The organism is Stenotrophomonas sp. 2619 (genome assembly GCF_040548725.1).
In the GTDB taxonomy this organism is placed as follows: domain Bacteria; phylum Pseudomonadota; class Gammaproteobacteria; order Xanthomonadales; family Xanthomonadaceae; genus Stenotrophomonas; species Stenotrophomonas maltophilia_AP.
The window spans coordinates 119,691-141,840 of the sequence record NZ_JBEPSF010000015.1; the positions used below are offsets into that span (position 1 = coordinate 119,691).

Consider the following 22,150-nt stretch of genomic DNA (forward strand, 5'->3'; position numbering starts at 1 on the left):
TTCGTCTGATACCCCCATTCTTGAGCCAGATACTGGTGCGCGCCTGCACCGACCTGGTCTATTCTTTAGGCCATGGACCGCTTGCCTCTCAATGCCCTTCGCGCGTTCGCTCTGGCATGTGCCCACGGTGGTGTGCGGGCGGCGGCTCGCGAATTGGGCGTTTCCCATTCCTCCGTCAGTCGTTACCTCGCCGAGCTCGAGGCTTGGATGGGCATACCACTTGTTGAGCGCGATTCCGGGCCCTGGGCCCCTACGCCCCAAGGCGCGCAACTGGCTAGCCGTCTGCAAACCCAGCTGCTGGAGATGGCCAACGCCGTCGAGGCGGCCCGTGAGGCGAACTCCGTCTATTCAGTGACGGTGGGCGTCGCGCCGTCCTTTGCCACCCGGTGGCTGCTTCCCCGGCTGCCTTCCCTTGCGCGAGCGCATCCAAGAGTGGAGTTGTCCGTGCTGGTCAATCAGCGCGTGGACAACTCGTTCCAGGACGTGGACTTGGCGATCCGCATGGGTAGAGGCCCTTGGCCTGGATTGCAATGCGAGCCCCTTATGGATGAATTGCTTTATCCGGTTGTGAGCCCGACGATCTGGAGCAATCAGCCGCACCATCCCGAGAAAGATTTCCTGATTAAGATGAACCTGCTTCATGACCGGGATCCTTCCGCAAGCTGGGAGCAGTGGCGTCGCACGTATGGTCCCTCAACCTTGTCACTGGCCAGCGGGGCTCGACTCGCCTCTTCCGATCTTGTGCTTCGCTCAGCCGAGCTGGGTCATGGGGTGGCGCTTGCCCGCGGTCGATTGGCTGAGGCTTCAGTGAAAGAAGGAACCCTCTTCAGGCCCTTTGGCTCGAAGGAAGTGCGTGTCCCCAATGCCTACTGGATTGTCCGTCCCAACCTGTCGGTTGACGCACGGTCACGCCGCCATGCCATTACCACTGTGGTTGCTTGGCTCAAGGAACAGGCCGCGTGAGATGGGGCGCTTCGAGGGGAGCAGCACTGGTTGTGCCTTGACGCCGCTGTCATGAGGCGTTGACGACGCCTTGGCGATGACTGTGGATACTCCGGCCAAAGACCCCCCAGAGACAGCCCCGATGGCCAGCACCAATCCGGCTCCCGAAGTTGTGCGCATTGAAGTGATGGACTTGGACGCTGGCGAAGTGGCCGTTGTTGCCCAGCTCGACCAACAACCGCCAACCGAGTGGGTGGAGTGCATTTGCCGTATCGTCGATTCGACGCCGGGCATGGAGGAGGTCGCCGTGCGTTTGGACGGGTATTGGCTTTTCTTCGTGGGCTTTGGGGCAGGCAGCGGCTCCGCCATTCACCACCGTGTGGCACAACTGATCGCCTCCGCAAGAGACCTTGGTCGCGGCCCGCGGCCAGCTAAGAAGCCGAGAGCGGCCAGCAAAAAGGAAACGCCGACACCCATTGCGGATCAGCGTTATACGGAAGGTGCTGCGGTACATGCGTTGCAGGTGTAGGTTAGGTCGCTGCCGCAAAAGGTTCACGACGGAAACGATTCCAACTTCTCGTCGGGTAGGGTTGCTAAGAATTCACGGAGGCCTTGTCCTCGCTCTCTCCGGTTCCGCGGTCACTGAAAACCTGAAGTAGCGCTTCGGCATTGAGGGGGCGGGAGAGGAGATATCCTTGGATCTGATCGCATCCATGCTCCTGCAGAAAGCGGAGTTGAGCCGGTGTCTCTACACCTTCTGCCACAGTGTGGTAGCCGAGCTCGCGAGCTAGGTTAATGATCGCCATGACCTTGGGCTTGGCCTTGGGATCGGTCTCCAGATTGTCGATCAGGGACTTATCCATCTTAATGGTGTCGATCGGCAGGTCAGACAAGTAGCCGAAATTGCTGTAGCCGCTCCCGAAGTCGTCAATCGCAATTTTGATGCCGGCTTCGGCCATTGCTCTGATCTGACGCCCGGCGACCGAGTCGGCGCGTAGCCACTCGCCCTCCGTAATTTCAATTTCAATGCAGTCAAAGGGCAGGCGGCGCGCCTCGAGCATTGAACGAAGTCTTGTCCAAGCGTCTTCAGAGGAAAGGTCAGCGCCGGACAAATTGATGGAGAGGGCTAAATAGTGACGTGCGGCGCGCCACGCGACCAGTTGATCCAGCGCAGCATCGAGCACCCACGGGGTGACAGCCCCCATCAAGGCGGTCCGCTCAAATATCGGGATGAACTCTCCTGGGCTCACAGGCCCCAAGCGGGGGTGCGTCCAGCGAAGCAAGGCCTCCGCCGACACCGGCTGAAGGTCACAGGCGCGGTAGCGCGGCTGATATTGCAAATAAAACTCGTCCTTCCGGAGCCCGCGCTCTGCGTCAGCGGCCAAACGGTATCCCCGACGCATGCGATTGTCGCGCTCCTCGGAATACCAGGCGAAGGGCTGCCGCGCTTCGAAGGATTCATGCAGCCCGATCAATACCTTACGAATCACATCGTCACCGGTGTCCGCGCCCAGAGTCACAGCGCAGATTCCCGCGTGGAAGCGCGGAGACATCGGAACTGCCGCTGCCATCAACGGCCGGGACATGCGCTGGCGAAGCTCGTTCACCAGCGCTTCCAATTCCTTTGGACTGGGTAGGTCGACCAAGAACGCAAAGCGTGTCACACCGACGTGGTAGACGTCCGCCAAACCTTCCAGCGCGAACTTCAGCCGGACGCCTGCTCGACGAATCAAGACCTCCAGCGGCCGCATGCCGAGGGCTTGGCCGGCCTCATTGGCGCGAGGGATATCAAACACGTCCAAAAGAACCGCGAACATTCGCCGGCCGCTGTGCCTCTCCGCCAAGCCGGCATAGTCAATCTGGAACTGGTGTCGATTCGGAATTCCACTGACCGGTTCCAAGCGGCCGGACATGTTTCTCAACTCAAGTTGCGCAATCACCAACTGGGCCAAAGTGGACAGCTGGGCGCGCTCTGGCTCTGAGAACTCGCGCACCTTTGTGTCCATGATGCACATGGCGCCTATAGCGACACCGTTCTTCGCCACAAGGGGCGCTCCGGCATAAAACAGCAGGTGGGGCGGAGCGACGACCAATGGGTTGTTCTCAAAGCGCGGGTCCTCCCGAAGATCCGGGACGACCATCACCTCGTTGCAGGCGATCGCATGGGCGCAGATGGAGAACCTTATATCCGTCTCACCGACCGGCAAGCCGATTCGGGAAATAAATCGCTGCTTGTCGTCTCCGACAATTGAGACGAACGCCACTGGAGCATTGAAGGCGAACGCGGCCAGCGAGGTGATGCGATCCAAGGATGGCCCGGACTCCGAGTCCAAAACATGCATCGCTCCCAAAACCGCCATCCGTTCCTGAGCTTCGGTGATAGGCACATTCATGGCAACTGCGCGGCAACCATTCGACGGTAAGTTAGCTCTATATCATTAATTCGAACCACAGCCCATGAAATCCTGATGAGTTGGGCCCAACCCCGCTGGTTCTGATGACTACCGTGTCGCTTCGTCCTGGAGCGCCACGTCCGGCACCGGTTGGGCTGCTCCACACTTTGGGCAACAAACGATGGTTGCGCCCTCTCGACGGTCGAAGCCGTCCGCCCCGGTCAGCACTGCCACCCAGCGACCGTGGCAGGACAGACACTCAATGTCCATGCTTTCAGCCCCAGGCCATACGGGCTGCTCAGCAACTGCACTGGTCGTCAAACGCTTGGCCTCGGTGACATTGGTGATGATGAATCTTTCAGTGACAAGCACGTCGGCATCTCCTCTATCTGTGCATCGTGGCGCTCAGCCCTCAAGCAATGGGCACCCTAGCCATGATCAACCTTTCACGGGCCCGATCAATCCGATGAGGCCTTCTATGTGAACAATTCAGCGTTCCATTCGCCGGCAGAGGACTCCGCTCCGTTGTCCGAAGTCGCTGAGATATCATAGCGGGGATGACCGACAGCCCGCCTATTTACGCCTTGGCCTACGCCAGCCGCTCCTCTTCAAATCTCGACAATTCGGATTTGGAAGAGATCCTCGTCGACGCGTCGGCCCAAAATCGAATGGCGGATGTGACCGGGGTGCTGCTCTACGACGGCACAACTTTTCTCCAATACCTGGAAGGCCCCGAGGAGGGAGTTGCCTCGGTTTTTGACCGCATCAAGCAGTCTAAGCGGCATGCGGATATCCGGGTGCTCACCAGTGGTGAAGTGCCAGAACGCTACTTCTGGAACTGGTCGATGGCTTGCCAGCATGCCGACGCGTCCTTGATCCAGAAGATAGAAGCCGCACGCTGGAGCGAGCGCAGTCACCCCTTCTTGGAAGAAGATGCTGAGCACAACCCAGGCCTGCGTCTGCTGGCCGAGTTCTGGTCGGTCCAGGCCCCTCCGACAACGTAAAGGCCCATCCCGCTCGGATGGTGAACGAGTTAGGAAGGTGCGCGGCCTGTCTAGGCGTGCACGTGTCAGGCTACGGAAACCTAACTGATAGCAACGTAGGGTTTGCCCATCGGCTTCATGGTGATGCCGAACACGGAGAATGATCATGGGCAGTCAGAATCAGCAGAGTCCGAATCCCGGCCAGAACCAACCGGGTCAGCAGAACCAGCCGGGGCAGCAGGGGCAGCAGGATCGCGATACCCAGCGCCAGGGTCAACAGCAGCAGGACCAGAACGGCAAGCGCGAGCGGTCCGGCCAGCAGGGCGGCAAGGACGAGGAAGAGTAAGCTTCCCAAGCGTTGACGAGCCAAGGGCTCGGCCGTCCAGGCCGAGCCTTTTTTGTATCAGGACACGCTCAAGTCAGAATTCCGTCTTCCCGGGCCACTCGAACCATCTCCAGCGAGTTGCCCACATTCAGTTGACGCATGATGGCGCGTTTGTGGGATTCCACCGTGCGCGTGGAAAGATGAAGCTTCTGCGCGACATCTTGGGCCCTCATGCCCAAAGCCACGTGCTCCAGGACCTGCAATTGCTTGGCGGTCAGCATCGCCTGCCGTCTCTTGGGGGCTGCAGCTTCCGCTTCCGCCTGCGAGGCAAGAAAGCTGGCTGCTACATACGTGCATCCGTCCATGATGCAATCGATCGCGCGAAACAGCTCTTGGCTGCTACAGCGTCTGTGTAGAAATCCCTTCGCGCCGGCGGCTATCGCGTGGGTCACAGTGTCTGGGCCGGCCTCTGCTGGGAGAAAGATGAAGGCCGGCGCCCCCTCCTGCTGCAGCATCCCGTCCATCAGAGCTATGCAACTTGCGCTAGGCAAGTAGAGATCGGCTATCACCAGGGTCGGGCGGACTTGGCTGACAAGCTCTTGGAAGCGCGCCGCCGTTGAAGCAATCCAGATGCGTGAGAACCGGCTTTCCAGTAGCTTTGCGATCCCCTCCGCCACGAGTGTGTGCCCGTCGACCAGCAGAAGACTACCGAACTGCTTACGCTCCGGCGGGTTACAAACCATATCCACTGCAGCGTTCCTCGGTCGGGGGTATCCAAGCTAGCAGACCCGGTGACTAGGGGGAAAGGGCATGGGGACGGGTATTGGTGCTTGGCAGCTAGACGGGGGCCGGCGGGGTGGGCGCTGTGCTGGGCATCTCGGCTAGCAACCACAACAAGAAGGCGCCCTGTTCGAGAGTAGGGCGAATTTTTTGACCTGATCGGGCCCGCGACTCAAGCTCATCCAAGAACGCGGTGCCAGACGCGAAGTCAGTCACGGAGGGCGTCAAACGTTCAGCCGCCGTCGCCAGCTCTGCGAGGTCAAGCAAGGCGTCGTCGCAGACGAGGGAGATCAGCGTGGTCTTGCCCAAGGCGGTAAGGCCGTGCTGTGGCGGTTTGGCAATCATTACCCATACAAATCCTGCATCCACGAGCTCAGTCGCCCGCGAAGGGGAAGGGCGAAAACCCTGTGCCACCATGCTCAGGTCCGCCATTAGGTCAAGGCTTTTTTCTTCTAATGCCAACTGCAAGCTCCCGTGTCGTATGGAAAATGTGCCACCTACTACGACCGCCATCAAGCGCATCGTTAATGAACGTCTCCAAATCTCTTCGTGGGTAGGAGAGGTTCTTTCCCAGTCAGTCGGCGACACTTCTCAGTGCAAGCCAGCATTGGTCGCGCGGGCAGGGCATCTTGGGCTGCGGCTGAAGGACTCTAACCGAGGTAGCGATCTATCGGAACCACCTTTGCTGCCTGAGAGTCCTCCAGCAGTTGCAGCGCTCTTGCCTTCCTTGCTCCGATGCCCGCGATTGCCTCTGGAACGACAACCGTCTCGTATTCCCGGGAGTTGCTGTCAAAGCAAGTTGAGGCAATGCAGGAGTCTGCGGCCATCCCGCACACCACCAATTGATTGCATCCCAGCTTTGCGAGAAGGACAGCTAAGGGGGTTGCCAGGAACGCGGAGTGCTTGGGCTTCAGAACGAAGTAATCATCAAGAGCAGGGCGAAGCAGAGTTGCAATCTTCGCCGAGACGCCATCCGCAGCCAAGCATTCTTGAACTAACTCCTTGAAGTCCATCTGCCAGTTTGCAAAGTTATCATTGGCGTAAATCACCGGATCGCCCTCGGCTTTGAAGTGCTGCCGGAGGCGGGCGATGGCCTTTGAAGCATTCAGCGCGCTGCTCGCAATCAAGTCGGCCTCCGGGAAGTCAAACCGACTGAACATGTCAACGATGAGCAGGGCGGGCGTCGTTTTCTTCATGCGTGGCTCCCGGAATTGCTCAATCGCCCGTTTGGCTGTGGGGGGCAGCCATAGGCTTAGACTGAGGTGAATCCTTTTGGCGAAGGAAAATTGTCAGTATCACCAATGACAGCACTGCCAAGAACTCACTCTGCCAATTCTGGAACGACTCAAACCAGAAGCTGCTGCTCCACAAGTGTTCCCAGCACGTGGGAGGCGGAAGTCCTTTGAAGGCCATCTCGTCGACTTCAGCGCGCCAGCTGCCGGCCAAGTGGAGAGAGAAGCTCATGAAGAAAAGGAGCCCGAAGGCGATAGCTAAGGAATGCCCATAGAGAGCCTTCCACACTCCCCCGCGTCGCACGGGCCATGGCGTGGGCCCGTCTTCAACACGCTCTTCTTCCTCATCGGGAGAGAGGGGCCTGGACTCTGCCGACCCCTTCTGGCGAAGGGTTACGGTCAAAAGGACATACATCCCCATCTGCAAGAACTCACTTTCCCAATTCTCGAAGGTGGCGCTAACGAAGTGACCGCTGTGGAGGTACCCCCATAGCCCCAACAGCGGCCTATGTGCTTCCTTGAGCTCTTCATTGTGTGCCAAGAACCCGGTCCAGATCTGTCCCAACAAGAAGCAGATCAGTAATAGGAACAGGACTATCGATAAGCCGTTTCTTTTCCACATGGCCAGTAGTGCCTAATGTTGTGCGTCTGCCAGACCGTGGGGAGGTTTGGAGCCGATGGAACAGGGGGCTGAACGACAAGGCGACACCTCAGCGTCGCCTTTTTTCTAATCAACCTGCAAAGCCTGGCGTTCCTCCAGAGCTGCCAACGTCACCGAAGTTCGGCTGGGTGCTTCCCGACGGATCGGGAGCACTCCCCGACCCGGTTCCGCTGCCCTTGACGCCCTGGCCAGGGCTAGGGCGGTCCCCAATTGAGCGCTGAGCGTCGGAGGAGTCCGAGGTGCTGTCGTCCGCCGGGGGTTTGGCGGGCACAAATGGTGAAATGGGGTCACTCGCCGGGAACGTTTCTTCCAGTGCTTCTTCATGGTTGCGTTGCGTGCGCGCCTCTCGGGCTCGTTGCTCCGCGGGCGACTCTTTGGCGTTGTTTTCCCCCGGAAGGGGTGGGTCTTTCTGATCTCTTTCCATGACTGACTCCAAAAGGGGGCAGACAAAAAATCGCCATCGCAGCATTGCGACGGCGTCCAGAACTATGCAACTGCTGCAGCATTGCCACCGGATTGGGCCAACAGGGTGAGCTTCTCGTCGGTGGCCTTCTCTTCTTCAAGTGTCTCTAGAAGAAGCGGAACAGCGGCCTTGTAACCCAACTGCTTGGCCAAGGCTGCGATGGTTCCGTAGGAGGCAATTTCGTAATGTTCGACCTTCTGCGCCCCACCGATCAACGCAGCGTCACGGACTGGTCCCTCTTCGATGCTGTCGATCGCCTCTTTGCCCTCCTCTACCAATCCCTCCATCGCGGCGCATTTGATGCGCTTGAGCCGGATTCCAAGAAGTTCGACAACCCGGTCGATGCGCTCGATCTGGCCTTGGGTCTCCTCCAAATGGGTCTCGAAAGCGGTGGCGAGTTCTGGGTTGGACGCAGCCCGGGCCAAGCGAGGCAGAGCTTTGGTGAGCTGTTTTTCAGCGCTGTAGATGTCAGACAGTTCGTGGATGAAGAGGTCTTCGGCAGTCTTGATCGCCATGTCTGCGTTCCTACGGATGGGTGGGTGTTAGACGCTATGCTTCGTGGTGTTAGTTTTCATCTGGTTATCGTGAAGCTGGGCTACACACCAGCCGGCTCCTCCGTTTCTTCATCGCAGGCCCCGGGCATGCATCGGTCCTTCTTGGCCTTCAAGTGCGCGGCGGTCTTAGCGAGCTGTTCGTAACGCAGGCGGATCTCTTCCAGCCGGTCCTGATCCATTTGTTCAAGGTTGAGCAGTTCGTCATTGGCGTTATGAGTGACGCGAATCAACTCGTCGAGTTTGATGTGAATTGCTGCGGTGTCGGCGTTTTGGGTGTGTTGTATCAGGAACACCATCAGGAAGGTGACGATCGTCGTGCCCGTATTGATGACCAACTGCCAAGTGTTGTTGAAACGAAACAGCGGGCCGCTTCCTGCCCAGACGATGACAACGCCCAAAGCAGCGACAAAGGCGCTCAGCGAACCAGAAGCCTTGGAAACGCTGCAGGCGATCCGGTTAAAAAAGACGTTTCCCATAGTGCTCATTCATCGGCTGTGGTGGCAGGACCATAGGAGTTCGGTCGTCTTCGCGCAGTGAGCACGGCGGCAAGGAAAAGGGAACAATCTAAATGGTTCAGCTTGGGTGAAGTAGGTCACGGATTTGAGCCGTCCACCCCCAACTTAAGGAAATTTTTACAACGTTATCGCTCGTTTGTGACGCCCTTGGAACGAACCTTTTATTCCTAAACGAAATGAGGGCCGGGCCATGAATCCTGCCATCGTGCGTCGGTTAGAGATTTGGGCATCAATGAAGGGATTTCGCCGTCTTACCGTTGGCCAGGCCGCAGAGCATCTGCAGGAATTAGTGCCTGGATACCCAAGCCTGGGGGACGGGCCCTCGGTGGTTTCAGCCGACGGCTGCCGCTGGTTCGAGCATGAGATGGAGGCGGTGGCAGATGCCGTTTTCCAGGTTGCGAGCTGCTCAAGCGACTTGGAGGAGACGCTCGAAGGCGATGATTGGGACGTGGATCGGGACAGTGAGGGAAGGTGGTCCGTCCCAGCCGTCTGCAGGCGGGAGTGGACGGGCAGACGCCCCCGTTTACCGCCCTCGTTACAAGGTTGGTTTCTGCGCTGAGACGCCCTCAATAGACGGTTCACGGGGCGGCGACGACACAGACGATACAAGGGAAAGCGGCCGAATCACGGCCAAAAAGGATCGTTATGGCTAGGCCTATCTGGAGTGGATCTTTGTCGTTTGGTCTCTTGAACATCCCGGTCTCGCTGATGTCGGGGGAGCGCCGCACTGATCTGAGCTTCCGGATGCTGGACTCCCGAGACAAGAAGCCGATTCGGTTTGAGCGGGTGAATGCGGACACGGGGGAGGAGGTGCCGTGGAAGGACATTGTTAAGGCCTTCGAGTATGACAAGGGCAGTTACGTCGTCGTCGAGAAGGAAGACATCGCCGCGGCCGCTCCAGAGACCCACGAGTCCGTCGATGTAGAGGCGTTCGTCGATGCATCCAGCATTGGTCTGCGTTTCTTTGAGAAGCCATACATCCTGGTTCCTGGAAAGAAGGCGGAAAAGGGCTATGTATTGCTCCGGGAGACGCTGAGAGAAACCGGAAAGGTTGGCATCGCCCGAGTGGTGATCCGCACCCGCGAATACCTGTGTGCGGTGATGCCTGAAGGGGACGCTTTGGTCCTGATTCTGCTTCGGTATCCGCAGGAATTAGTAGCGCCCGATGACTACAAGCTTCCGGCTGGGCAGACTGGCGACTATAGGATCGCGCCGAAGGAAATGGAGATGGCCAAGCAGTTGATCAACTCTATGACCAGCGAGTGGGCACCTGACAGCTATCACGACGAGTTCCGCGAGAGGCTATCTGCGATCATTCAAAAGCGAGTAAAAGATGTCGGTGCCACCACAAAGTTTGAAGAGCCCGTGCATCCAGAGGATGCTGCCACGAACGTGGTCGACTTCATGTCTCTCTTGCAGAAGAGCTTGGAGACAAATAAGCGCACCCCTGCCAAAAGCCTGCCGGTGAAAACGGCCTCCAAGTCCCAGGCGAGGTCGGGCAAGGAGAAGGAGAAGGTTGCACCGGCAAAAAGGGCGTCGAAGAAGGTCTCACCCAAGACAGAAGCCACCAAAAAGGCGCCCGCCAAGAGGACGCGCAAGTCTGCCTGAGCGGCGAGAAAGGCGCCCGCCAAGAGGACGCGCAAGTCTGCCTGAGCGGCGAGAGCGAAGTAGGGCAAGCCGCTAGCGTGACGCAGCTTCTGGGCAGACGCGCGGAGAACCTAGCGGCGCGAAGAGGCGTGAAGAGATAGACAAGGCCGGTTCACGGTGACCCCACGGAGGCGGGGCTAGAAACGGTCTACCTGCCAAGGAGTTACAGCGCCATGAGCGACGACAAAAAGAAGACTGGAACGCCCGATCGTGACCGGATCAATGTCAACGAAGACTACGAGGTCCAGTATTGGACCAAGGCGTTGGGCATCACGGCTGCTCAGCTCAAAGAGGCGGTCAAGGCCGTCGGTCCCACATCGGCTGCGGTTCGTAAGCACCTGGGCAAGTGACGGGCGCGGGGCATGTCCCTCACCGAATACCGGCGCAAACGGAGCTTTAGCAGGACAAAGGAGCCCGAGCCTGGAAAGGTGCTGCCAGCGGGGCAGCGGGCCATCTTTGTCGTGCAATTGCACCACGCCAGCCGGCGCCACTACGACTTTCGTCTACAGGTCGGTGACGCTCTCAAGAGTTGGGCTGTGCCCAAAGGGCCAAGCTACGACCCGAAGGTCAAGCGGATGGCTGTCGAGGTGGAAGACCATCCCGTTGACTACGCTGGTTTCGAGGGCGAGATCCCCAAAGGCGAGTATGGCGGCGGTCATGTTGCTCAGTTCGATCACGGGGTGTGGGCTACGGAAGGAGATCCGGAGACCCAGCTTGCCAAAGGGCACCTGCGCTTTGAATTGTTCGGAGCCAAGCTTAAGGGGGGATGGCACTTGGTCCGCTCCGGCAAGCCGGCGCGCCAGCCGCAGTGGCTGCTCTTCAAGGAAGACGATGCCTATGCAAGCCAAGTCGACGCAGACGATCTGTTGGGAGATGTCGCCCCGCCCCCCGCTGAAGACCTTAAGCGGGCCGGCAGCGGGAAGGCCGACAAAAAACGCCTAAAGGCGATTCCCGTTGCAAAGGTTGCTCGACGCGTGGACTGGGCGAAGAAGGCGCTGGCGCTCACCAATAGTAAAAAGGCCGAGGCCCCGGTGGCGCCGTTCAAGCCCCAACTGGCCAAGCTGGGTGAGTCGCCACCCAAGGGCGATCAGTGGGTGCACGAGATCAAATGGGACGGCTACCGGATCCTGGCGACCGTGGCGGAAGGAGGGGTTCGCTTATGGTCGCGCAACGCGTTGGAATGGACCAGCAAGATTCCGGAGATCCGCGACGCGATCGCTGCCTTGGGGTTGAAGTCAGGCGCGTTGGACGGGGAGCTGATTGCAGGGCGCGGGACGAAGGAAGACTTCAACTTGCTACAAGCAACCCTGTCTGGTGAACGACAGGGGGCGCTGTCGTATGCGCTCTTTGACCTTCTGCATATCGATGGCGTGGACATCGCCGACGCGCCGCTGCTGCAACGAAAGGCGCTGTTGGAGGAAGTCCTGAAGGGAACCCCGACCCATTTGGCCATGAGCTCGCACATCGTCGGCGATGGCGAGGCGGCTTACCGTCTCGCGGGGGATCAGCATTTCGAGGGCATCATCTCCAAGCGCGCCGATCGCGGCTATCACGGCGGCCGGGGTGAGGATTGGAGGAAGACCAAGCAACTTGCTAGCGATGAATTCGCGGTTGTCGGCTACACGGCGCCCAAAGGAAGCCGCACGGGTTTCGGATCGTTGCTACTGGCCAAGCCGGACCCCAAGCATGGGTGGCTTTACGCCGGGCGCGTCGGCTCCGGGTTCTCGGACGCCCTGATCGGGGAGCTGACGGCGCTGATCGGCACCGCCGGCGGGAAGAAGCCCACGGCGTATGTGCCGACCACGGACACCGATCTGCGGGCCGCCACTTGGTTTGCGCCCCGGTTCGTGGTCGAGGTGTTTTACCGGGGCATCGGCGGGCAGCAACTGCTGCGCCAAGCGTCGCTGAAAGCCGTGCGGCCCGACAAAGACGTGGCCGATCTCAAGGACTCAGATCGGAGCGATTTCCGAGGCCGTGCGACGTCATCCAAGCCGACTCAGGGGGGCGAGAGAGGAATGACTGATCCGGTGCGGGGTATCGCCGTCAAAACTAGGGAGGGCAAGGGTGGGGGCGTTCCGGGAGAGCGTGCGCCCCCCAAGCTTTCCAGTCCCTCCAAGGTGATCTTCCCCGACCTCAAGGCAACCAAGCAGGACGTGTGGGACTACTACAGCGCGGTCATGGATTATCTTTTGCCTGAGATCATTGGGCGTCCACTGTCGATCATCCGGTGTCCAGCTGGGACTGGCAGGCCGTGCTTCTTCCAGAAGCACCACACCGCGGGGCTGGAGTTGGTGAGCTCGGTGAAACTCAAGGAAGACAGTGGAATCAATGCCCACTACCTGGTGGTCGAAGACGCCGCCAGCCTTCTGGAGCTCGTGCAGTTCAATGCCTTGGAGTTCCATCCTTGGGGCAGCCACGCCGATTCCCCCGACCGGGCCGATCGCGTGGTGTTCGATCTAGACCCCGGCCCGGACGTGCCATTCTCGGAGGTCAAGAAGGCCGCGACCGACATCCGAAAGCTGCTTCAGCAACTCGAGTTGGAGTCCTTCTTGCGGGTGTCCGGTGGCAAGGGTCTGCACGTGGTAGTGCCGTTGAATCCCGGGTGCGATTGGGATCTGACCAAGCGGTTCGCCCACGGGTTCGCGGACGCTTTGGCACAGTCCGAGCCGCACCGGTTTTTGGCGACGTCGACCAAAAGCTTGCGCAACAAACGCATATTCGTCGACTACCTGCGCAACGGCCGAGGCGCCACCGCGGTGGCGTCGTATTCCTTGCGAGGCCGGCCTGGTGCGCCCGTGGCCATGCCCATCGCGTGGAGGGAGCTGGCAAAGCTCACTCGGGCAGATACCTTCACCATGAAGGACGTTCCCCCCAAGCTCAAACGCAGGCGCAAGGACCCTTGGGAAGGCATCGAATCCATCCAACAAAATCTTGCACGGTGGGCACAGGACGACTGATCCCGCTCACCTGCTGCCGTCGCCTTTCAGGAGAAATAATCATGCGCCGATCCATCGTTTGCGCCGCCGTCGCGGTTGCACTCTCTGCGTGCGGAGGCGGCAACACAGAGTCCCGCGTCCAAGCGCCGGGGGCCGAAGAAACCGCGAAGACCAAAGCGCTGGAGACCGGCGCCGCCGTTCTGCAGGACAGGCCGCCGGTCGACGCCATCAATGCCTATCTGGACGGGTTTCATTTCTACAACGGCCAGATGAAGGTCCAAATGGAGGCCCACCACTACTGCTCCATCCTCAACGAGGATGTTATCCAGTGCACGATCTACGACGGAAATGTAAAAGATGCCAAGTTGATGGGGGTGGAATACATCATCAGCGCGAAGCTGTTTGCAGGTCTTCCTGAGCAGGAAAAAGCGCTATGGCACAGCCACGTTCAGGAGGTGAAATCGGGTCAGCTCATCGCTCCAGGGATTCCCGAGGTGGCCGAGCATGCGCTGATGGAGAAGCTCATCCACACCTATGGCAAGACCTGGCACACCTGGCACACAGACTTGGACAAAGACCTGCCACGCGGCATGCCGCAACTGATGATGGGGTTCACTGCAGATGGGCAAGCGGACCCGGCGATGGTGGCAGCCCGGGACGCACGGCTGGGCGTCAGCAGTGAGGACAAGCGAAAGCGCCGTGCCAACATCGCCGCGCCCCCAGTCGATGCGGGGGCGGATGCATGGCAGAAGGGCAACGTTATCCAAATCGAGGACCCGAGCGCTGGCCATGGTCACACAGATGAGGAGAAAACGGATGGGCCCTCCGACGCAGAGAAGAACGCCACGTCTAGCGCGAGTTCCGGCAAGTAGCCGCAATGCTGCCGGGTCCTTCAATCGCCGCGTTGCTGGTTTGGCGGAACTCACGCGGCGCTCGCGCTGTTTTCGCAGGCGGTTGATCGCCGCAGGGCGATTCTTCAGCTTCCAGTTAACCTTCTCGGACGTGCGCCCATGAAACGGACACTCGGATACGTCGCGCTGCTCACGACACTCGCTTGGCCTGCATTGGCCCAACAGGGAGACGGGACGGATGTCCCCGCACGGGTTAACACATTCAAACCCGACAAGGTTCCCGCGACCGGCGAGCGCATTGCGGGACTGAAGGTGCCGCAGGGGTTCGAGGTGAAAGCCTTCGCGAAGGATCTTCAGAACGTCCGGATCATTGCCGTAGCGCCCAGTGGCGACATTTACGTTTCCCGCCGTGACCAAGGGGACGTGTTGCTACTGAAGGACGCCAATGAGGACGGGGTTCTGGATGAAGCCCCGCGGACTGTGGCGCACCGTCCCAGCGTCCATGGATTGGCTATCGGGGACGGCCACCTTTATATGGCCACTGCTACAGAAGTATTCCGCGCCCCCCTCAATCCCGACGGCTCCTTGGGTGCGATAGAGCGAATCATCAATGATCTGCCGGACGGTGGGCAGCATCCCAACAGAACCTTGGCGTTCGGCCCTGACGGCATGCTGTATATCAGCGTGGGATCGTCGTGCAATGCTTGCAATGAGTCCAATCCTGAACACGCAACCCTCTTGCGCGCCTCGCCGGACGGCAAGAGGCGCACGATTTTCGCCAGTGGTCTGCGCAACACCTTGGGCTTCGCTTGGGATCCGAAGACCGGCGAACTGTGGGGGATGGATCACGGCATCGATTTCCTGGGCGATGATGTTCAACCGGAGGAGCTCAACCACATTGTCAAAGGCAAGCAGTATGGTTGGCCCCACATCTGGGGAAAGAATGGGCAGAATCCGCAGAGCACGCCGCCAGGAGAAATCACGAAGGCCCAGTGGGCTCAGATGAGCGAGCCCATCGTCTTGGGCTATACGGCGCACGCGGCCCCCATGCAACTGGTCTTCTACACCGGCAGCCAGTTTCCTGCCGCCTACCGAGGCGACGCGTTCGTTACCATGCGGGGGTCATGGAATCGGAAGCCGGCCTCTGGTTTTGAGGTGGTGCGGATCCGGTTCCGTAACGGGCAGCCGGTGACGTTCGAGCCATTCCTGTCCGGGTTCCTGACCGATGGCGGTCAGAGGCACATCGCACGCCCGGTGGGCTTGGCTGTCACGCGGGGCGGGGCGCTCTTGGTGGGCGACGACGCCAACGGCGGGATATATCGGGTGAGCTACGGTGCAGGCAAGGCGGCAGCTGCGACCGCGACCGTCATCCCGAAGCAGTCCTTGGAAAGGCAGGTGACTGAAGGCACGGGTGTCCCCTTGGCTCTCGATCGCGTATCGCAGGCGGCGTCCTTCGGCATCCGATCGCCGGCGTTCCAAAACGGTCAGGCGCTCTCTTCTCGATTCAGCGCATATCACGAAGGGCTGTCGCCCCCGCTTGCGTGGGACGCCGTTCCGAAGGCGGTGACTTACGTGATCATCGCGGAGGACCCGGACTCTACGCCCATCAAGCCGTTCGTGCACTGGGTCGCTTGGAACATCCCCGCCTCCGTGACCAGCTTACCCGAGGGCGTCCAGGTCCAGCCCCGGCTGACCGACCCTGAGGGCGTCCTGCAGGGGGCGACCAGCCGTGGTTCTGTTGGATACTACGGTCCCAGGCCGCCGGTGGGGGATCCGCCGCACCACTATCATTTCCAAGTGCTGGCGCTGGACAGGGCGCTCGATGTTCGTCCGGGGGCGACGCGTGATGAGGTGCTTAAGGCCGTAAAGGGCCACGTTTTGGCAAAAGGCGTCGTGGTCGGCACCTATCAACAGACCGATCCGCCACTGAAGTGACACAGCGGGTGGTAGGGCAGCTGATCCCATGCACTGATAGTCCGCTGGGGTGCGCCAGTGGGAAGGGCCGGATGCGGCGGAAAAAGGCGCTTCGCGATATCATGGGAGCATGAGCAGTTCCCCCCCAGATAACGAAGCGCCTAGGCTTCTTGGATTCGACGTCCCCGACTTACAGGAGAACGTGGACCAGTCCGAAGACGAGGCGATCATTGCCATGTTGGACGTGGCCCCGCATGCCGCCTGGCTTGCCCTGTTTAATGACCGCTTGGACGCGTTGAAGAGCGATCTGGGGGTGGCTGGGGTGGAGGTGGAAGGTCCCTCTATCCGTTTCTACGGTTCGATTTCGGACGGCAGGAGATTGGCAACCGCCGTTGCCTCCCTAATCAACGACGTGACCTTGGACTATCGGTCCCAGTCAAGTGCAAGAAAGGTACCCTTTGAGCGGCCCGACCCGTTCTAGCGAGGACGCCCGGGCGGAGCGCTAAGAAATGTCCGTTCCGTGTCGGCGGGAGAAGTCTTCAAACCGAAAGAGGCTGATGGCTTGGTGCTCGCCGCACTTGGGGCACTTGAGGGTCGCTCCTCCTTCTAAAGGTTCAAGCCCTTGGGCCGGAGTGGCGGTGAACGCTGCACTGCATTGGAGGCAGCGGCAGTAAACCCGGGTCAGCTCCAACAGCCGACCGTCCTGACTTCTTACGCCTTCAACATCCAGAAGGTGGAAACGACCTGTATTCGGCACTGAGGCGCTGGCTCTTTGTTGGGGCGATGGGAGGTTGGGCGTGTGACGCGTTCTCGCGCCGCTATCTTCGCGGACCGGACGCGCTCACGACCGTAGAGAAGGGGATAATGCGGCGGACGTTCGCGTGTCAACGACGAACCGGGCGCCTTTAGCTTGAGCAGCATCATAGCGCAGGCCCCATCCATGCGAGAGGCAGATCTCCATACAGATAGCCAAGCCCAGCCCGGCGCCGGTGCTGTCACGGGGATTGGCGCGCCAGAAGCGCTTGAACAGCAGTGACTGGTGCGCCGGCGTCACGCCGGGGCCATCGTCCTGCACGCTCAAACCCGCGGGGAACACGTCAACGCGCACCTGGCCGCCCGCGGCCGCATGGTGGATGGCGTTCTCAATCAGATTCTTGGCCAGCACGAACACCGCCGACGCATCTGCCGGCAGAAGCACGTCGCCGGCCTGGTCGTGCACATCGACGCTCACCGAGCGTTGCGCGCACACGCGAACCAGGTAGTCGGCCGCATCCTGGATGATCTGTGCAAGGCGAACCGGCGCGAAGGTGTAGTTGTGTGCCTCGCTCACTTCGGCAAGGTGCAGCAGCTGATGAATCTGGCGCGCCATATGCCCGGCGTCCTGCAGCAGCACCTCCCTGTTGGTTGCGCTGCTCAGTTCAATTTCGGCCGTCAACAGCGACAGCGGTGTTTTCAGTTCGTGCGCCGCCGATGCCAGGAACTCCTGTTGCACGCGGAAGCCGTTCTCCAGGCGGGCGAGGGCGGCATTGAAGGCATCGAGCAATGGAGCAACCTCCGTGGGAAGCCCCCGGCCCCGGAGGCGGGTGCCTAGGCTTCTAGGGTTAACCTGCGCAGCGATCGCTGAGACCTCGCGGAGAGGAGCGATCATTCGCCTGATGGTCCAATATACGACGATTGCGAAGGTCAACAGCGCCAATAGCAGCGTGACCAATCCCGCCCTGAGGTAGAGCGTGCCAGCGTAGTCACTGAGTGTAAGCACCAGCCGATCACTGCGCGCCACACGAACAATGTAGCGTTGGCCCTGGATTTCCACTGGCCCTTGCATGACTCGCAGGCGAATGGTCGTTCCATTGCCCGCCACCGTCATCGAGTCAAAGCTCCAGGGCAGCACTCTTAGGGCCTCCAGGGCCGGGCCGGGCGAACTTTGCAGAACAGCGACCCCAGCGCTGTCAACGATGCAGTAGGCGGAGTCCTTGGTCATGGCGTCGTATGCATTGACGTTCTGTGGCTTCAGGTCGACGGAGAAGTTCCCTTCCGCATCTCTTCTTAGACCTTCGATCAGGTGATCGAGCTCCTCTTGCAGTTCCGTGCGGAGCAAGCGATCGGGCAGCTTTGGGGAGGTCATGGCGAGCATGACCAAAACGGCTGCCAGTGCCGCCACCAACATTGCCAGCATGGTGCCGATCATCAAACGCGCGGTCAGGCTACTCGGCAGCATCAGAGGGAATCAAAGAAAAGCCCAGGTTGCGCACGTTGATGAGAGAAAGCGGGGCGTCGATCGCGGCGAGCTTTTTCCGCAGGCGATGCAAGGCGACGTCCAACGCGTTGGGGGTTACGGCGTCTGAAACGCCCCAGGCCGCCGCCTCCAGCGCGGTGCGCCGAACCACCTGTCCAGCGCCCCTCACCATCAGAATGATGAGCTGCAGCTCTGCCGGTGCCAAGCTGACCTGTTCTTGGTGGTGCCGCATGCAGCTCAGTTCGGGCAGGATCTGAAGCCCGTGGTAGCTCAGCTGAAGCTCGCGAAACTCTGCGGGACGACGCATCAGCGCCCGCACGCGCGCTGTGAGTTCTTCTATGGCAAACGGCTTGGGGAGGTAGTCGTCCGCTCCCGCGTCCAGCCCGGCCACCCGATCGTGCAGAGCGTCCTTGGCGGTCAGCATCAGGCACGGGAGCTTGCTGTCAGCCGCGCGCAATCTTCGGATCAGGTTCAAACCGTCGCCATCCGGTAACCCGCGATCCACGATGGCCAAGGCGTAGGGAAGATGAAGCAGCCCATGCCAAGCTGCCTCCAAGGTAGCGAACGTATCCACAGCGATGCCAGCAGCCCCCAGCCCTCGCTCGACCAAGTTGGCCAAGCGGGGATGGTCCTCAACCAAGGCAATTCGATTGGAAACGGCCGGGGCTGGCAAGGAGGGGGCCATGGGGGCTGAGATCTAAGTATGAACGATCAGAAGCTCCGGGAGATTCCCAAGCGCACTGCGGCGGACCCGTTCGAATCCGGTTCCAGAAGGGGGCTGTCCGCCAACTCGTTCGGCAGGAACTTGTAGTCTACGCCCCCAAGCACCCTCCATTTTTCGCCCAATGGACGGGAGAACCCTATGCTGACTTGGGGAACCAGGGCTGAGCCGGGCCGGTAGGGCGCTACGCCCCGGCTGATTTCTTCGTCCAAAGTGCCGTAGTAGTAGTTCACCAAGTCCTTGGACATCCATCGAACCCCAGCGCCAGGCACGACCGTGGTGCGCCCCCATTGCAAAGCATAACCATAGTCCACAGCAAACTCGTAACCCCCACTGGCGTCAGTTACATCAGCCAAGGCGCTGACCTTAAGCTCGCCGGCCCTTCCTCGCCAGCTCGCCGCCAAGCCGGCATCCAGCGCGTCGTCTCGGTCTTCCAGGGCAGTACCATCCAGCCCATTGCGAGCGAGTCCGGCGCGGGAAAGGTCCTTGATGTCGAACCCATCGAAGCGGCCAGAAAGGACGGCATCAATAGAGAGGCTCTTGCGTTGGATGAGGTGGATACCTCCTGACAGTCCGCGCCAAAAGAAGCGCTGCCCATCAAAGGTCACCAAGGGAAGAGGGCGAACGCGGGTGCCTTCGCCGACATAGGGGCTGTCGCGGACAGAAACGGCGACGCCTAGGGTCCATCGGTCGTCTTGGGCATCGGCGAGTAAATCACTGCTGCTGGAGACGCCTTGGGCCATGGCAATGGTGGGGACAAGGAGCAGCGGAAGGGCGAACACGGTCTTGAGCATGCGAGTAGCGTCGTGGGGAGGCGCTACGAGCTTTGATCATCCGAACTTACAGAGAACTTACCAACGCAGGGTCCGCTGCGGTTGGTTCAGCCAGCGCCCTCCGCCGTTGACGCCCGTGAACCGCCGCAGCGACCACACGAACCGGCTACCTTGCTAATGCAAGCGGCAGCAATGGCCTGACGCAGTCCGCATTGAATGCCGAGGTTGCTGCTCGGGCAGGCGCGGCTCCCGCCGAAGGCTTCCCGCCGGTCGGACCTTGCATGGCCGAGAGCCGAGCGTTGCTGACGGCTTGATGGCGACCGCAATGCGCGCATCGGAATAGGGCACCGCCGGGCAGCTCAACCAGGGAACCCGCTCCTGAGGATGAGGTCGCCTTGCACTCGCCACACTCCACGGTGAGGGCGAGAATGCGTTCCACATCCCCGGACGAGGCATAAATCGCCTCAAAGGAGCGCACAACGAAGGATGCTGACTTGGGCATCACTGCTCCTGAACAGGGGGACTGAGCGCAGGATCTCCTCAGGCCCGTGATGGGGCTGTAGTGATGGACCTCAGTGTTCAACGCAGCAGGGGGCGGCACAGGGACGGGGCCCGTGCGGCCATACGACCCCGATCAGCAGCCCTGGACGAACGGGGGGCGAGCGGAAGCGACCTTTGAAGGGTAGCGGCAAGGCCGCGTCGCCGATCACTACGTCATTGCAACGCAGACCCAAACCCCTGGCCGTGCTTTGGGCACCAGATTTGAGACCTTCAGGCCAGTTTTCAGGGTTTAGGCTCGGCCATCGATTTGCACTTCGTCTCGGATGGGTTTGAAGAGTGAAGTCATGTGGCATTCGTCTCCTGAAGGAGCTGCGATGAGAAAGTTCCGACCGCTTCCCTGTGCAGCCAGTGAGAGAAGACATCTGTTGCGCTTTTTCGACGTGCGGCGAGCGGACGGACCGTCCAAAACGCATACGCGTTGGCCAACTGGCCGGTGGATGGCCTAACAAGCCGCCCTCGCCGAAGATCTTCTTCCACCAGCGGGGCCAACCCCAGTGCGACGCCGTGCCCGTGGATCGCCGCTTCCTGGGCCAGATAGATGCTGGGAAACACCGAGCCAGCGTCAGCTGACACACCCTGCAGGCCAACCGCCTGCAGCCAGGCCGCCCAATCGGGAACGCCCGGTCGCCCTTCGGCGCTTTGATCATGGATAAACGCGACGTGGGCGAGATCGGCGGGCGATGCAATCGGCTTTCCGTCTTTGCGGGACGTGCCTGGGGCGCACACCGGAAACACCGGCGCGTCCATCAACTTCTCAACCTGCACGCCTGGGTATGTGCCAAGGCCGTATCGGATCGCGACATCGACGTTATCCTGGCCCACGTCGACCAGCTGATCGCTCGTGAGGACCCGCACCTGGATATCCGGGTGGGCCTCGTGGAAGCGGTGAAGCCTGGGCGCCAGCCACTTCGCGGCGAACGACTCCAGGGTGCTGACGCGCAGATGGTCGGGTTCGGCAGCCGCGCTTGGGTCCAGTGCGAGGTCGAGCATTTTGAAAATCTCAGTGAGCGACGCCGCAAGGGTGGCGCCTTGCGGGGTAAGCATCACCGCCCGATGGCCGCGCTCGAAGAGCTCGGTGCCCAGGTAGGCCTCGAGGCGTTTGACCTGGTGGCTCACCGCGGCCGGTGTGACAAACAGCTGGGTGGCCGCCTTCTGGAAGCTGAGGAATCGTGCAGCTGCCTCAAACGCCCTTAAGGCGTTCAGGGGAGGGGCGTGGCGCGGCTTCATCTGACGCTCCTACCAGCAGGGATGAACGATCTTATCAGGTTACTTTTACTAATCTGAAGGCGAAATCTTCTCGCTTGTCGGTGCCTGTTCGCTCGTCAATCATGGCGGCCACCATTCAAGGGAAGCCGCCATGCAGCTGAAACCGTTGGGCCCGGACGTGTTCTTGTGCCTTGGTGAGGACTACCACTCCGTTGCGACGGTTTTCGTCGATGGCAACCATGTGCTGCTGGTGGATTCACTGGGAAGCGCAGCGGATGCGGCGGCGTTGCGCGTGCTGATCTGCGACGAGCTGGGGAAAACGGTCCGCGTCATCGTATCCACCCATTTCATGAGCGATCACGTCGCGGGGCTTTCGACCTTTCCCGACGCCCTGGCCATCGCGCATCGCAATTACCGGCACACCTTCCTGTCACAGAACCGCCGTGTCGACGCGTTC

The 22,150-nt window shown here is 60.4% G+C and carries 22 protein-coding genes and 1 pseudogene; 12 read left to right on the top strand and 11 right to left on the bottom strand.

Annotated features, from left to right (window positions below; translation table 11 throughout):
- Window positions 1–72 precede the first annotated feature (72 nt).
- From ABIA71_RS15565 to ABIA71_RS15575, 3 genes and pseudogenes are all read left to right on the top strand, one after another.
- Window positions 73–252 (top strand): annotated as a pseudogene (locus ABIA71_RS15565) (helix-turn-helix domain-containing protein); the annotation flags it as partial.
- Between the two features lie 51 nt (window positions 253–303).
- A complete protein-coding gene (locus ABIA71_RS15570) occupies window positions 304–963 on the top strand; it encodes a LysR substrate-binding domain-containing protein (RefSeq protein ID WP_354286412.1) in 660 nt (219 codons plus the stop codon).
- Window positions 964–1,084: 121 nt separating this feature from the next.
- Window positions 1,085–1,471, top strand: a complete 387-nt coding sequence (locus ABIA71_RS15575) for a hypothetical protein (RefSeq protein ID WP_354286380.1) — start codon at window positions 1,085–1,087, stop codon at window positions 1,469–1,471.
- Window positions 1,472–1,535: 64 nt separating this feature from the next.
- On the opposite strand, the gene ABIA71_RS15580 is transcribed toward ABIA71_RS15575, so the two are convergent.
- On the bottom strand, window positions 1,536–3,335 hold the full coding sequence (locus ABIA71_RS15580) for a sensor domain-containing phosphodiesterase (protein WP_354286382.1): 1,800 nt from the start codon (window positions 3,333–3,335) through the stop codon (window positions 1,536–1,538).
- Window positions 3,336–3,892: 557 nt separating this feature from the next.
- Between ABIA71_RS15580 and ABIA71_RS15585 the strand changes: the two genes are divergently transcribed.
- Both ABIA71_RS15585 and ABIA71_RS15590 read left to right on the top strand, forming a co-directional pair.
- Complete coding sequence (locus ABIA71_RS15585) at window positions 3,893–4,339, top strand: BLUF domain-containing protein (RefSeq protein WP_354286383.1); 447 nt, start codon at window positions 3,893–3,895, stop codon at window positions 4,337–4,339.
- Between the two features lie 145 nt (window positions 4,340–4,484).
- Entirely contained in the window at window positions 4,485–4,664 is a 180-nt protein-coding gene (locus ABIA71_RS15590; protein ID WP_354286385.1) for a hypothetical protein, read from the top strand.
- A 68-nt stretch (window positions 4,665–4,732) separates the two neighbouring features.
- Here ABIA71_RS15590 and ABIA71_RS15595 read toward each other — a convergent pair whose 3' ends face one another.
- From ABIA71_RS15595 to ABIA71_RS15620, 6 genes are all read right to left on the bottom strand, one after another.
- Complete coding sequence (locus ABIA71_RS15595; protein WP_354286414.1) at window positions 4,733–5,386, bottom strand: LuxR C-terminal-related transcriptional regulator; 654 nt, start codon at window positions 5,384–5,386, stop codon at window positions 4,733–4,735.
- 94 nt (window positions 5,387–5,480) lie between these two features.
- Window positions 5,481–5,885 (bottom strand): hypothetical protein, encoded by a 405-nt coding sequence (locus tag ABIA71_RS15600; protein WP_354286387.1) that lies wholly within the window; start codon window positions 5,883–5,885, stop codon window positions 5,481–5,483.
- Window positions 5,886–6,073: 188 nt separating this feature from the next.
- Window positions 6,074–6,619 (bottom strand): cysteine hydrolase family protein, encoded by a 546-nt coding sequence (locus ABIA71_RS15605; protein ID WP_088434341.1) that lies wholly within the window; start codon window positions 6,617–6,619, stop codon window positions 6,074–6,076.
- A 19-nt stretch (window positions 6,620–6,638) separates the two neighbouring features.
- A complete protein-coding gene (locus tag ABIA71_RS15610; RefSeq protein WP_088434342.1) occupies window positions 6,639–7,277 on the bottom strand; it encodes a DUF6766 family protein in 639 nt (212 codons plus the stop codon).
- Window positions 7,278–7,802: 525 nt separating this feature from the next.
- On the bottom strand, window positions 7,803–8,294 hold the full coding sequence (locus ABIA71_RS15615) for a YciE/YciF ferroxidase family protein (RefSeq protein ID WP_088434343.1): 492 nt from the start codon (window positions 8,292–8,294) through the stop codon (window positions 7,803–7,805).
- 80 nt (window positions 8,295–8,374) lie between these two features.
- Window positions 8,375–8,809 (bottom strand): low affinity iron permease family protein, encoded by a 435-nt coding sequence (locus ABIA71_RS15620; RefSeq protein WP_088434344.1) that lies wholly within the window; start codon window positions 8,807–8,809, stop codon window positions 8,375–8,377.
- 684 nt (window positions 8,810–9,493) lie between these two features.
- Here ABIA71_RS15620 and ku point away from each other — a divergent pair.
- The 6 genes from ku to ABIA71_RS15650 all read left to right on the top strand — a co-directional run bounded on the left by ku (window position 9,494) and on the right by ABIA71_RS15650 (window position 16,677).
- Complete coding sequence (gene ku, locus ABIA71_RS15625; protein WP_354286390.1) at window positions 9,494–10,456, top strand: non-homologous end joining protein Ku; 963 nt, start codon at window positions 9,494–9,496, stop codon at window positions 10,454–10,456.
- Window positions 10,457–10,668: 212 nt separating this feature from the next.
- Window positions 10,669–10,845 (top strand): DUF3606 domain-containing protein, encoded by a 177-nt coding sequence (locus ABIA71_RS15630; RefSeq protein WP_088434045.1) that lies wholly within the window; start codon window positions 10,669–10,671, stop codon window positions 10,843–10,845.
- Window positions 10,846–10,857: 12 nt separating this feature from the next.
- Entirely contained in the window at window positions 10,858–13,452 is a 2,595-nt protein-coding gene (gene ligD, locus ABIA71_RS15635; RefSeq protein ID WP_354286392.1) for a DNA ligase D, read from the top strand.
- A 41-nt stretch (window positions 13,453–13,493) separates the two neighbouring features.
- The gene (locus tag ABIA71_RS15640) at window positions 13,494–14,303 is read left to right on the top strand and encodes an OBAP family protein (RefSeq protein ID WP_354286394.1); all 810 of its coding nucleotides are present in this window, start codon (window positions 13,494–13,496) and stop codon (window positions 14,301–14,303) included.
- Between the two features lie 138 nt (window positions 14,304–14,441).
- On the top strand, window positions 14,442–16,217 hold the full coding sequence (locus tag ABIA71_RS15645; protein WP_354286396.1) for a YbhB/YbcL family Raf kinase inhibitor-like protein: 1,776 nt from the start codon (window positions 14,442–14,444) through the stop codon (window positions 16,215–16,217).
- A gap of 109 nt (window positions 16,218–16,326) precedes the next feature.
- Window positions 16,327–16,677 (top strand): hypothetical protein, encoded by a 351-nt coding sequence (locus ABIA71_RS15650; protein ID WP_088434049.1) that lies wholly within the window; start codon window positions 16,327–16,329, stop codon window positions 16,675–16,677.
- 360 nt (window positions 16,678–17,037) lie between these two features.
- On the opposite strand, the gene ABIA71_RS15655 is transcribed toward ABIA71_RS15650, so the two are convergent.
- The 4 genes from ABIA71_RS15655 to gcvA form a co-directional block, all read right to left on the bottom strand.
- Window positions 17,038–18,414 carry a sensor histidine kinase gene (locus ABIA71_RS15655; RefSeq protein WP_354286398.1) on the bottom strand — a complete coding sequence of 459 codons (1,377 nt, stop codon included), beginning with the start codon at window positions 18,412–18,414 and terminating at the stop codon, window positions 17,038–17,040.
- Window positions 18,401–19,117 carry a response regulator transcription factor gene (locus ABIA71_RS15660; protein WP_354286400.1) on the bottom strand — a complete coding sequence of 239 codons (717 nt, stop codon included), beginning with the start codon at window positions 19,115–19,117 and terminating at the stop codon, window positions 18,401–18,403. Before ABIA71_RS15660 ends, ABIA71_RS15655 begins: the two co-directional genes overlap by 14 nt.
- 26 nt (window positions 19,118–19,143) lie before the next feature.
- Window positions 19,144–19,947, bottom strand: coding sequence for a MipA/OmpV family protein (locus tag ABIA71_RS15665; RefSeq protein ID WP_313159556.1), 804 nt, complete (start codon window positions 19,945–19,947; stop codon window positions 19,144–19,146).
- Between the two features lie 822 nt (window positions 19,948–20,769).
- The gene (gene gcvA, locus ABIA71_RS15670; RefSeq protein WP_354286403.1) at window positions 20,770–21,714 is read right to left on the bottom strand and encodes a transcriptional regulator GcvA; all 945 of its coding nucleotides are present in this window, start codon (window positions 21,712–21,714) and stop codon (window positions 20,770–20,772) included.
- Between the two features lie 130 nt (window positions 21,715–21,844).
- Here gcvA and ABIA71_RS15675 point away from each other — a divergent pair.
- A partial coding sequence (locus ABIA71_RS15675) for an MBL fold metallo-hydrolase (RefSeq protein WP_354286405.1) occupies window positions 21,845–22,150 on the top strand: 306 nt, incomplete at its 3' end.